Source organism: Hahella sp. NBU794 (assembly GCF_050749805.1).
Taxonomy (GTDB): Bacteria; Pseudomonadota; Gammaproteobacteria; order Pseudomonadales; family Oleiphilaceae; genus Hahella.
In genome coordinates this window covers 669002-681158 of sequence record NZ_CP192738.1, presented here as the reverse complement: position 1 = coordinate 681158, position 12157 = coordinate 669002, and the positions used below count along the sequence as shown (strand labels likewise).

Genomic DNA, 12157 nt, shown 5'->3' with positions numbered 1-12157 from the left:
CGGCTTATATTACAAAAACCTACAATTCACTAAGATAGTTAACCAGACTGTCCCTTAGAAAGGTTTCGTAACGCCAGATACGGGTGGTCAGTTTCTCAGGCCGGCGATAAAGGTAAATCCAAGCAGTCAGGCGGCCGCCTCCCGGTGTCCTGACTATGGCGTAACGGCGCACATAATCATCGCCTTCATAATGATCAAGGCGGGCAATGTCATGTTGAGTCAGACCATGGTAGAGGTGACCGGGACAAATAGCGCCACGATCGCGCCAGAGACCAGGATAGGCCTTCCCGACAACCTGCAGACATCGATATCCCGGCAATCTGGCGGCGGAGGCTTCGGGCGCCCATCCCAACAGCCGTTGCATCACATGAGGATGACGCAGCGTGCCATAACAAAAAAGCGGCGTAGACAATGCACAAATCCTGATAACAGTGGTTGAAACCGCGGCCTAAACGCAAAAAACGCAGCCGAAGCTGCGTTTTACCATAAAATGAGTCGCCGAAAAAAGATCAGGATCTCTCAATAAGCTTCTCTGTCTTCTCCAGAGAAGCGTGGCGCACATCCTTGCCTTTCACCATAAAAATTACGTGCTCGCAGATGTTTCTGGCGTGGTCGCCAATGCGCTCCAGCGCGCGCAACACCCACATGACGCTGAGGATACGGGAGATACTGCGCGGATCTTCCATCATGAACGTCACCAGTGAACGCATCGCAGTTTTGTATTCGATATCCACTGACTTGTCTTCTTTCATAACCTCGAAAGCCAGATCCAGATCGAATCGGGCGAAAGCGTCCAGAGCGTCATGCACCATTTTTCCAACATGACTGCCGATATGACGCACTTCCACGTAGCCGCGCGGCGCTTCGCCTTCTTCCAGCAATTGCAGCGCGTTCTTGGCGATTTTCTCCGACTCGTCGCCGATGCGCTCCAGGTCGTTAACCATTTTCGCAATCGCCACCACCAAACGCAGATCGCTCGCCGTCGGCTGACGCTTGGCGATTACCCGGGTGCACTCTTCATCGATGGTTATTTCCAGTTTATCGACGTCATTGTCATTCTGGCGCACCATCTCGGCCAGTTCTGAATCCCCGCGCACCAACGCCTCAACTGCGTCCGCCACCTGCTTTTCCACCAGGCCGCCCATCACCAGGACATGGTTCCGAAGCTCCCGCAAATCCACATTGAACTGTTGAGAAATATGCTGCAAATGAACGTCTGAGTTCGCCATATATGCTTCCTATTACTAATTTCCGCCGGGGAAAACTGTTACCCGTAACGCCCGGTAATATAATCTTCTGTCTGCTTGCAGGACGGATTGGTGAACAGCTGGTTAGTGCTGCCGAATTCAATCAGATCGCCCATGTACATGAACGCAGTATAGTCCGATACTCGCGCCGCCTGCTGCATATTGTGGGTGACGATGACAATGGTGTAATCGTTTTTCAGCTCATGGATCAGCTCTTCGATCTTGAGCGTCGATAGCGGGTCAAGAGCCGATGCAGGTTCGTCAAGCAAGAGCACTTCCGGTTTCACCGCCACAGTGCGGGCGATAACCAGACGCTGCTGCTGACCGCCAGACAGACCCAAAGCGCTGTCATTCAGACGGTCTTTCACTTCATCCCACAATGCCGCGGACTTGAGCGCCCACTCCACGGTTTCATCCAGAATACGCTTCTTGTTGATGCCCTGGATTCTGAGCCCGTACGCCACGTTCTCATAGATAGTCTTGGGGAATGGGTTCGGCTTCTGGAACACCATGCCTACGCGTCGGCGTAACTCCGCCACGTCCACGCCCTTACGGTAGATATCTTCTTTTTCCAGCAGAATCTGCCCGTCAATACGACACCCGTCAACCAGATCATTCATGCGGTTAAAGCAACGCAGCAGGGTGGACTTACCACAACCTGACGGACCGATAAACGCTGTCACCCGCTTTTGCGGAATGCGCATATCAATGCCATGCAACGCTTCTTTCTCGCCGTAGAACAGCTTGAGCTTGTTCACCTCCAGGGCGATCGTCTCATTGTCGATCGACAAATCCTCCATCGAGCGCTCGATCGCGCTAATGTCGATACCGTGAGAACGGTGTTTGGATTCGTTGAATGGCTGCTCTTCGTTCACTACGTTCTGATTGGTCATAGTTTCACTCATTATAGTCCTCCCCACCGGCTTCGGGGCGTCATCCGGCTCAGGTTACATCTCAAGGGCTTTGTACTTTTCACGCAGGCGGTTACGAATCGCCACCGCACTCAGGTTAAGCAATGCGATCACCGCCACCAGCAACAGGGCCGTCGCATAAACCAGTGGGCGCGCCGCCTCTACGTTCGGGCTTTGGAAGCCAACGTCATAGATATGGAAGCCCAGGTGCATAAATTTTTGATCCAAATGCAGGTAGGGATAATTGCCATCCAAGGGCAACGACGGGGCCAGTTTGACCACCCCTACCAGCATCAAAGGAGCCACTTCCCCGGCGGCGCGCGCAATCGCCAGGATCACGCCCGTCATCATCGCAGGACTGGCCATCGGCAGCACAACCCGCCACAACGTCTCGGCCTTGGTCGCGCCCAGCGCCAGGCTTCCCTCACGAATCGAGCGGGGAATACGCGCCAGGCCTTCTTCAGTAGCGACGATCACCACAGGCAGGGTCAAAATAGCCAGGGTGATAGAGGCCCACAATAATCCGGGAGCGCCAAAAGTCGGCGACGGCAGCGCTTCTGGAAAGAAATGCTCGTCAATGCCGCTACCAATAAAATAAATGAAGAAGCCCAGACCAAACACGCCATATACGATAGAGGGCACGCCCGCCAGATTATTCACCGCAATGCGGATAATTCGCGTCAAGGCGCCCTGATGCGCATACTCTCTCAGATAAACCGCTGCGATCACGCCCAGAGGCGTCACCAGTACGGACATGATGACCACCATCAGCACCGTACCGTAGATAGCGGGGAAAATACCGCCTTCGGTGTTCGCCTCGCGCGGGTCATCACTGATGAACTCCCAGATTTTGGCGAAATAGAATCCGATTTTATCTCCCAGCCCCATTTGGTTCGGCTGGAAGGCGCGCACTACTTTGGACAAAGGGATTTCCAGCTCTTTACCGTTCATCGCACGCGCCACCAAAGCGTCGCGTTTGATTTCCTGATACAGCTCGTTCAGATCCTTTTGCAGCACTTCATAGGTGGCGTGCTGTTCAGCGCGCTCGGCTTCAATCTCCGCCATGGCTTCCGGCGTCTTGCGGCCATCCAGCTCAAGACGACGTTCCTTCAGACGCAGACGCTCCAGCGTGTAGTTCACCTTACCAATCTGCTGCTTCTCAATGTCATAGATACGGTCGTGCAGCGACAAGGCGCGATCGATGCGGGTCTGTAACTCATCCCAGGCGCCAGAGCCTGAGGCCACTACCGAGCCGTCTTCTTTGACGGACACCAGATAGCCGTAAAAATTACCCCATTCGCGACGCTCCAGCGTCATCAACTCTTTGGGGTAGCGTACGTCGCGCATACGGTCCGCCAGCACCCAACGGAAGTCGGAGCCGAGCACATCACGGTTGCCGGTCTTGATCAGATCCCGGCGCATATAATCTACGCCCGGCGGCACCTGCACACCCGCGGCGTGCAATTGCTCCGCCGGCACTTCTTCTGTTTCGACGATCTCACCAATCAACAGCGTGGTTTTATCGTTCTCGCCCAGATAATCGGTTTCCATCAGGCTGTGAGGCCAAAAGTGGGCCAAGCCGCGCACGCCAATCAGCAACAGCAGACCGAACACCATCACCAGACTGATTGATACAGCGCCGGCGTTAATCCAGATCCAGGGATCGCCTTTGTTAAACCAGGTTTTCAGTGAAACGCGCATTCTGTTCTCTCGATTCTCTCAGATTTCTTTACTGCCCATCGGACTTGCATGACTCAGCGCGATCTTAGATCACGCTGTACTTGGCCCGCAGACGCTGGCGCACGAATTCAGCCACGGTGTTCACCAGGAAGGTGAACAGGAACAACACGAACGCCGCCAGGAACAAGATCCGGAAGTGGGAGCTGCCAACTTCGGACTCCGGCATTTCCACCGCAATGTTAGCGGCCAGCGTGCGCATGCCCTCAAAGATATTCATATCCATAATCGGCGTGTTGCCTGTCGCCATCAGTACGATCATGGTCTCACCGACAGCGCGCCCCAGACCGATCATCAGCGCGGAGAAAATACCGGGGCTGGCGGTCGGCAACACTACGCGAATCATGGTTTGCCAAGGCGTAGCGCCCAGCGCCAGAGATCCGTAGGTCAGATGCTTCGGCACGCTGAACACCGCGTCTTCGGTGATGGAGAATATGGTTGGGATCACCGCAAAGCCCATCGCCGCGCCGACCACAAGCGCGTTGCGCTGGTCATAATCCAAACCAACCGTTTCTTTCAGCCAATGGGGCATATTGCCATCGAACAACGCCACTTCTACAGCAGGACTGATAGCGAAGCTTAGCCAGCCGATGAAGCAGATAACCGGCAGCAACAACAACGGCTCCCAGCCTTCTGGCACCATCAGGCGCACGGACTGCGGCATATTCGCCCATGCAAAACTGAACACAAGAATCGCGATCGGGGTCAGCACCAGCAGCGTGAATACGCCTGGCATGTGAGACTCCATGAATGGAGCGAAAAACAAGCCCGCCAGGAAGCCAAGGATAACCGTCGGCAACGCTTCCATCAGCTCAATCGCCGGCTTCACTTTCCGACGCAGGGTCGGCGACATGAAATGAGCGGTATACAAGGCGCCGCAAATCGCCAGAGGAATTGCGATCAACATGGCGTAGAACGCCGCTTTGATCGTGCCGAACACCAGAGGCGTCAGGCTGTATTTGGGTTCAAAGTCATTACTGGCGGCGGAGGACTGCCAGACATAATCAGGTTCGGAGTAGCCTTCATACCAGACTTTGCTCCATAGCGCGGACCAGGACACATCCGGGTGTTCGTTGTCGATACTCCAGAAATGCAGGCGGTCATCCTGCGATTGCAGCAGCATGAAATTGGCTCTGGGCGCAATCGCCAAGTGTTTGACGTCGCCATCGACAACCTGCTCCTGCAACAGATTGCGTTCGGCAGTGGTGTTAAAAATCGCCGCTTCGCCCTGAGTGGTAGCAATCAAAAAGCCTTTACGTCTTGGCTCCACTGCGATCTTGGCGATAGCCGCATTACCCGCCTGGAAGCTGCGCACATGCTGCAGGTGATACTGGTTTTCAGCATCGCGAACAGGGAACCACTGACGAATTTCGCCACGGTTGTTAGCGATCAACAAAGAATAGCCGCCCAGCAGAAAGCTCATGTCAGTGATCTGGGAGCCTGACGCGACAGCGTCAACGCGAGCGATCAAATCCGGCGACTGCTTGTTGGAGATGTCGTACATATCCAGCTTGCCGCTCTTGGTCGCGACATACAGCCAACGGGTGTCTGGGCTGATCTGAATGGAAACGATATCGCCATTCACTGAGGGCATGGTGACGGAGGATTCTTCCAGCGTCACATCGCCAGTCAGAAAGTTCGCTTCCTTCTCGTAAAAGCTGGCGAACAGCTTGTTCGACTCATTGGAGCCGACGACCAGCAGATAATCATTATTGTCACGCACCGCCACATGGGTCAGCGCCGCACCGGATGGATCAAGCGCCATAGGAGATTCGCCATAGGGGAACTCCAGCGATGGCGTGATTACCCGAACATTGTTGGGCCAGGTGATGTTATAGGTGTGTTTGAAAATAACGACGCTGCCGTCACTCACGCCGGCCACCACAGTGTTGGAGCCCGGCGCGCCTTCGTTGACGCCAGTCAAGGACGCACTATCAGGAATAGGCAGACGGGTCGCGGAATCGACGGAGCCGTCTTTCAAATTGAAGAAAGTGACATTGCCATTATCGTCCAGACGCAGCCCCTTCTCGGCCTGCTCTTCCATGCCCAATAGCAGGGTTGCCCCCTTTTCGCCGGGAACGTCATAACTGGCGACGGCGTCTACGGACGCGGATTCAAAAATCGGCGCCACTTCATACAGTAAGTAAAAGAAGATCAGGGTGACTGCAACAATGACGCTCACACCGCCAGCGGCGATAAACCCTTTCGCCATTTTGTCTTTCAGGGTTCTGATATTGCGGTGGCGCTTGAGCTGGGGGGTATTGAAGTCTATCTCCGGAGCTTTGACAGATACCGCCTCATTCATAGTGAAATCCCAATATTAAAAGATGCGCAAACGATAGCGGCATAATGTGACAGTTATGTTACAACCCTGTCACATTTGTCGCTGGCGGAATCTTCATTAAAGCAGAGGGATTTTAAGCTTCTGTGACAGCTTGTCAGGACGTGAGCCCAGCTGGCGCCGATCATCAACGCAGCCTGCGCGTAACGCGCAATTTAAGGGAATATAGAGAGGAAGCGTTAGCGGGGACGAAGCCATTTCGCCCCCGCGTATTACTGCTGATAACAGCGGATACCTTTACAACAGGTTGGAAAAGTCGCCGATACGTTCTTGTAACAATGCGTTGATATCCACCAACCCATTCAGCTCGCTGTCCAACCCGCCAACTTTCTCGCTGACGATTTCATTCAGCTTCGCCTGCACTTTGCCGGAAAGCTTTTTCTTCTCTTCATCGATCAGCCCTTTCACGCTTTGCGACAGGATTTTATCCAGGCTGGAAGTGATCTTCACTTGTGGGTCCTGCAATGCGCCGGAGGCCAGCATATTCACATCGAACTGAGAGATATTCTTCAACGTGTTCAGCAACGCCTTTTTCAACGGAGCGCTCTCACCCTCCAACAGATTAGCCAGTTGCACTTCCAGGAACTTGGCGTCGACATTCATCGCCAGTTTGCCGTCCGTGATATCCGCCTTGCCTGCAATAGCGGCGATCGCTTTGCTCAAGGTCACAGGGAAATCTTCTTTATCAGAGAAAACAAGATCGGTGACAGGCAGATCTTTCAGGTCGAAAGAGAAGGAGTCTTTGGCGATCGCGGTGACATGATCGAGAACGCCTTTGAAGTCCATTTTTCCGACGCCCTGAGCCTGACTTTGCAACGCCAGTTGCGCAGGCTTGCCCCAAACGTCGGCGCGATCCGTCAAGTTGTTGAACTTACCGGAGAACGGCACATCCTGCTGCGGGATCGGCAACTTACCGCTGATGCTTAGCGTCTTCACCAGGAACCGTGGCAAGCCATCGCTGTAGTCGGTTGTATCAGGCTCGGGAGCGGACTTCTGCGTTTCTTCACCAGAGCCATTGATGTAGGGCTGCAAGCGACCGTACCACATATAGGCGTTATTCGCCCATTTCGCCACTTCATCGCCGAACAAGGCTTTCGCCAGCCCTTCCCAGGCGCCTGGATTCAAACCAGCCAGCTCCATCACACGCTTCATATCTTCCTGCGGCGCGGCTTTTACTTTGGCCAGATCCGCTTTCAACTGAGCGACTTCTTTTTCCAGGTCAGACTTGGCGTCGCGGATTTTCTGCAAGTCCTTCTTGGCGTCGCTCTGCAAATCTTTCACCTTGGCGACCGCCTGCAGTCTTTCCAGAGGATTTTTCGCCTCTTTCAACGCCTTGATGCGCTGCTTATAGCTTTCCAGGGTTTCTTTGTTCGGCAGACCATCGATGCGCTCTTTCCAGGCTTTCTTGCGCGCAGCCAAAGACGCTTCCATCTCTTTGGCCATGGATACGGTCTTGAGGTCCACTCTGGCCAGCAGTTCATTCGGGTCTGGAATATCAATGGCCGGCAGTTTCATATCTTCTTTGAACTGATCAACCAACGACGGCTCCTGGCTGGGCGGCGGCGTTAATCCTGGCACAGCGCCGGTAACCGAGCGCGCAGTATTAAAGCGCATGCCTTCCAGCGCGGCGGTCTCCACAATCACTTTGGACTTCAGCAGAGGTTCCCAGTCCAGATTAGCGTCGATCAGTTCCGCCTCAAACGCGTTGGTCATCGGCGCCTGAGGATTGGTCACCTTCAAACCATGAATTGAGGCGCCAAGGGGAAAGAATCGGACATCCACCGAATCGACTTCAACCTTGGCCTTAACCGCTTTGGTTCCTTCTTCTTCAATCGCGAACTTGGCGATGATATCTATAAAAAAGAGAGCGGCTATGACTATTACGATCAACAGAACGAATACATAGCCAACAAACTTAAGTACGCGCATGGCTTTTCCTTATGTTTTCTTTGGCGAGAGAGTTACCCCGATAACCGCATAAGATAGCAGCGCGGATGTGAAATGTGTATTGCGGGATGGCGGGGATTATGCGTAGAACCAAAGCAGGTAAGTGCGCTTCACAAAAGAAAAAACCGCCTGCATGAGGCGGTTTTTTCGACCTTTAGGCTTTGTCTGTAAGAAAGTCTTACAGTGACAGCTCTTTCAGGTACTTGCTGGTGACGGAAGCAGGCAGCGGCACATAGCCGTCTTTCACAACCACTTCCTGACCTTGCTTGGACATGATCATCTTAACGAATTCGCCAACGATAGGGTCCAGGTCTTTGTTTGGAGCCTTGTTAACGTATACGTACAGGAAGCGGGACAGTGGGTATTCGCCAGTGATCGCAGTTGCAGGTGAAGCTTCTACGAACTTGTCGCCTTCTTTCTTGGCCAGAGGAACCAAACGTACGCTAGCGGTTTTGTAGCCGATGCCAGAGTAGCCGATGCCGTTAACTGACTCGGAAACGCCTTGTACAACAGAAGCGGAGCCAGGTTGCTCGTTCACGTTGTTTTTGTAGTCGCCTTTACACAGCGCGTGCTCTTTGAAGTAACCGTAAGTACCGGATACAGAGTTACGACCGAACAATTGGATAGAGCGGTTCGCCATGGAGCCAGTCAGGCCCAGATCGCCCCAGGTAGTGATGTCTTTGCTGTAACCGCACTTGCGAGTAGAGGAGAACACAGCGTCGATTTGCGCCATGGTCATGCCTTTAATAGGGTTGTCTTTGTGTACGAACACCGCCAAGGCGTCGATCGCAACAGGGATAGCGGTTGGCTTGTAACCGAATTTCTTCTCAAAGGCTTCCAGCTCTTTATCTTTCATCTTGCGGCTCATTGGGCCCAAGTTGGAAGTGCCTTCAGTCAACGCAGGCGGCGCAGTGGAAGAACCAGCGGCCTGAATCTGAATATTGACGTTTGGATAGTTGCGCTTGAACTCTTCAGCCCACAGTGTCATCAAGTTGGCCAGAGTATCGGAACCTACGCTGGATAGATTGCCGGAAACACCACTTGCTTTGCTGTAATCAGTCAGCTTGGGATCCAGATCCGCGGAAGCTGCGCCTGCCCAGAATGAAGCAGCTACAACTGTGGCTGCCGCAAAAAATTTTTTTAATTGCATAGGGATGAACTCCTGGTTTCGATTGCGACGTATCCGATAGGTTCGTCGGATTGATCGCCACTATAGGATTCGAATATGACAGGGATGTTACAAAATGACGCGTTGTGACATTCAGATTGCAACGTGATTTCACCCAAGGCTCATCGCATTCCCCTTTCACTCAGGTTAAACTTAGCGGTTGAATTTCCGCCCCGGTTAAGGAAACGAGAGACTGCTTTACATTAGGGATTTTTCGGGCGTCGTATGCATAGATATGTCAGAAGTAAGAGCTGTGGACATGAAGGGCTGCTGACTCGGTCGCCACACCGATAGCCCCATCTAACAACAAGAAGGAAAATCCATAATGACTAACGGCCTCACTGCTGTTGTGAGACTCATTGACGCATTCACCGAGAAAACCGGCGCGATCATCGCCTGGCTCAATATCGGAATGGTGGTCGGAACTGTCGCCGTCGTCCTGCTCCGATACGTCTTCAACAATAGTTCCATCGCCCTGCAGGAATCCGTGCTCTACATGCACGGCTTCGTATTCATGATTGCTTCAGCCTACACCCTGAAACACGACGAGCACGTCAGGGTGGATATTCTTTATCAACGATTTTCCGTACGCGGCAAAGCAGTGGTGAACCTGCTGGGAACCTTGTTGCTGCTCTTCCCTCTGATTATTTATATCGGCATTGAAAGCTGGCCTTACATTGCGCAAAGCTGGCGCATTCGCGAGGTGTCCGCCGAAGCGGCCGGCCTGCCTGCGGTCTTTATTCTCAAGTCACTCATTCTGGCGCTGGTTTTTGTGCTTGGCGCGCAGGGCATTGCAGAGGTTCTGCGCAACCTCTGCCTGATCATCGACCCCAGCCATTCCCGCGGACAAGAGGAGCAAGACTGAGATGGAGTATATGTCGCTGTTCATGTTCGCTGCGGTGTGTCTGGTACTGCTCTGCGGTTATCCTGTCGCGTTCTCGCTCGCCGGCACCGCCCTCGCCTTTGCGGGCATTGGCGCCATGGCGGGTGTTTTTGACAACAGTTTCCTGCTGGCCACTCCCAGCCGTTTGTATGGCTTGATGAATAACCAGACCCTGTTGGCGGTTCCCTTATTTGTGTTCATGGGCTGCATGCTGCAGAAGTCAAAGATCGCAGAGAACCTGCTGGAAAGTATGGCGATGCTGTTCCGCAATATTCCTGGCGGTCTGGGTATTTCTGTGGCGATCGTCGGCATGTTGCTGGCGGCCAGTACCGGCATCGTCGGCGCCACCGTAGTGACGATGGGTTTGATCTCCCTGCCCACCATGCTGAAGAGCAACTACAGTAAAGCGGTAGCTACGGGCACAATCTGCGCCACAGGCACCCTGGGCCAGATCATTCCCCCGTCAATCGCCCTGGTATTGCTGGGCGACGTGCTATCCAGCGCCTATCAGCAAGCCCAGCGTGACATGGGCATCTTCAACCCGGACACCGTATCCGTAGGCGACCTGTTCGTGGGAGCGCTGATTCCCGGTCTTGTACTGGTTCTGCTGTACATCATTTATCTATTTGTACTGGCGCTGGTTAAACCCGACCTGTTGCCTGCGGGCGAAAAGCTGAGCAAGCAGGAAATGCACTCCCGCGAACTCTCCTTGTTACGCGACCTGACGCCGCCATTGGCGCTGATCATCGCCGTTCTGGGATCAATTCTGTCCGGTATCGCCACGCCCACGGAGGCCGCAGGCGTCGGCGCATTTGGCGCCATTATCCTGGCGATCTACAAACGCCAGATCTCAATTTCCGTATTAAGGGATGTATGCCAGCAAACCACCCGCGTCACCTGTATGGTGTTCATGATTTTGATAGGCGCCACCATTTTCTCACTGGTGTTCCGCGCCTATGGCGGCGATGAGCTGATCAAAGATATTTTCGCATCCATGCCAGGCGGCGTGTTCATGGCGGTGCTGGTAGTGATGCTGGTTATTTTCCTGTTGGGCTTTATTCTCGACTTCATCGAGATCACCTTCGTCGTGGTGCCCATTGTCGGCCCGGTATTACTGGCGATGGGCGTAGACCCCATCTGGCTGGGCATCATGATTGGCTTGAATTTGCAAACGTCGTTCCTGACCCCGCCCTTCGGGTTTTCGCTGTTTTATTTACGCGGGGTCGCCCCAAGCCATGTGAAAACGACGGACATTTATATGGGCGTGGCCCCATTTATCGCAATCCAGGTATTAATGCTTTGTCTGCTGGCGGCCTGGCCGTCACTGGCGACCTGGTTGCCGGAGGTGGTTTACGGGCCCTGACCGCCTCCTTAGTTCAGGCGCCTCGGCTACGGCGGAGAAACGTCGCGACAGCGCCTAAACTTGCAGATATCGGATTTTCATAAATACAAGAGAACTGTCATGAAAGCTTCTAGTAGCTCAGCACCCAACGGAGAACTGGCGCTTCGCGTCATCGCTCTCGATAAGGACACCAACTCCAACGGCGATATTTACGCCGGCTGGTTGATGTCGCAGATGGACCTGGCCGCCGCCAGCATGGCTGGCCGTATCGCCAAAGGCCGTACTGCGACAGTATCCGTGAAACAACTGGATTTTCTATCTCCGGTTAGAGTCGGCGCGGAAGTCAGTTGTTATGCGCGCATGGTTAATATCGGCACCAGCTCCATGCACATCGAAGTGGAAGTTTGGACTCGCGACAACCACCAGAATACTCCCCGCAAGGTGACTGAAGGCGTGTTTGTACTGGTTGCGATTGACGACTCCGGACGCATTCGCGCGGTGCCTGCCGGAGAGTGAGCCAAACTATGGCGCAAGGCATAAAAAAACCGCAGTCTGAGCTGCGGTTTTTTTGTGTTAGTCGA

The 12157-nt window shown here is 53.7% G+C and carries 10 protein-coding genes; 3 read left to right on the top strand and 7 right to left on the bottom strand.

The window, feature by feature from the left end; translation table 11 throughout:
* Positions 1-19 precede the first annotated feature (19 nt).
* The 7 genes from ACQYWX_RS03060 to ACQYWX_RS03030 all read right to left on the bottom strand — a co-directional run bounded on the left by ACQYWX_RS03060 (position 20) and on the right by ACQYWX_RS03030 (position 9333).
* Positions 20-412 (bottom strand): gamma-glutamylcyclotransferase family protein, encoded by a 393-nt coding sequence (locus tag ACQYWX_RS03060; protein WP_431687839.1) that lies wholly within the window; start codon positions 410-412, stop codon positions 20-22.
* A gap of 97 nt (positions 413-509) precedes the next feature.
* Positions 510-1229, bottom strand: a complete 720-nt coding sequence (phoU, locus tag ACQYWX_RS03055) for a phosphate signaling complex protein PhoU (protein ID WP_127968322.1) — start codon at positions 1227-1229, stop codon at positions 510-512.
* 38 nt (positions 1230-1267) lie between these two features.
* The gene (gene pstB / locus ACQYWX_RS03050; RefSeq protein WP_431689493.1) at positions 1268-2140 is read right to left on the bottom strand and encodes a phosphate ABC transporter ATP-binding protein PstB; all 873 of its coding nucleotides are present in this window, start codon (positions 2138-2140) and stop codon (positions 1268-1270) included.
* A 54-nt stretch (positions 2141-2194) separates the two neighbouring features.
* Positions 2195-3859: a phosphate ABC transporter permease PstA gene (gene pstA, locus ACQYWX_RS03045; protein ID WP_279503995.1), complete on the bottom strand. Its 1665-nt coding sequence runs from the start codon at positions 3857-3859 to the stop codon at positions 2195-2197.
* 64 nt (positions 3860-3923) lie between these two features.
* Entirely contained in the window at positions 3924-6200 is a 2277-nt protein-coding gene (locus ACQYWX_RS03040; protein WP_431687838.1) for an ABC transporter permease subunit, read from the bottom strand.
* A gap of 273 nt (positions 6201-6473) precedes the next feature.
* Entirely contained in the window at positions 6474-8165 is a 1692-nt protein-coding gene (locus ACQYWX_RS03035; protein ID WP_431687837.1) for a TIGR03545 family protein, read from the bottom strand.
* 196 nt (positions 8166-8361) lie between these two features.
* Positions 8362-9333: a PstS family phosphate ABC transporter substrate-binding protein gene (locus tag ACQYWX_RS03030; protein WP_127968318.1), complete on the bottom strand. Its 972-nt coding sequence runs from the start codon at positions 9331-9333 to the stop codon at positions 8362-8364.
* 343 nt (positions 9334-9676) lie between these two features.
* Here ACQYWX_RS03030 and ACQYWX_RS03025 point away from each other — a divergent pair, with 343 nt between their 5' ends.
* From ACQYWX_RS03025 to ACQYWX_RS03015, 3 genes are all read left to right on the top strand, one after another.
* Complete coding sequence (locus tag ACQYWX_RS03025) at positions 9677-10216, top strand: TRAP transporter small permease subunit (RefSeq protein WP_216739386.1); 540 nt, start codon at positions 9677-9679, stop codon at positions 10214-10216.
* A 1-nt stretch (position 10217) separates the two neighbouring features.
* The gene (locus tag ACQYWX_RS03020) at positions 10218-11597 is read left to right on the top strand and encodes a TRAP transporter large permease (protein WP_216739387.1); all 1380 of its coding nucleotides are present in this window, start codon (positions 10218-10220) and stop codon (positions 11595-11597) included.
* A 99-nt stretch (positions 11598-11696) separates the two neighbouring features.
* Entirely contained in the window at positions 11697-12092 is a 396-nt protein-coding gene (locus tag ACQYWX_RS03015; RefSeq protein WP_011394720.1) for an acyl-CoA thioesterase, read from the top strand.
* The last annotated feature ends 65 nt before the right edge of the window (positions 12093-12157 follow it).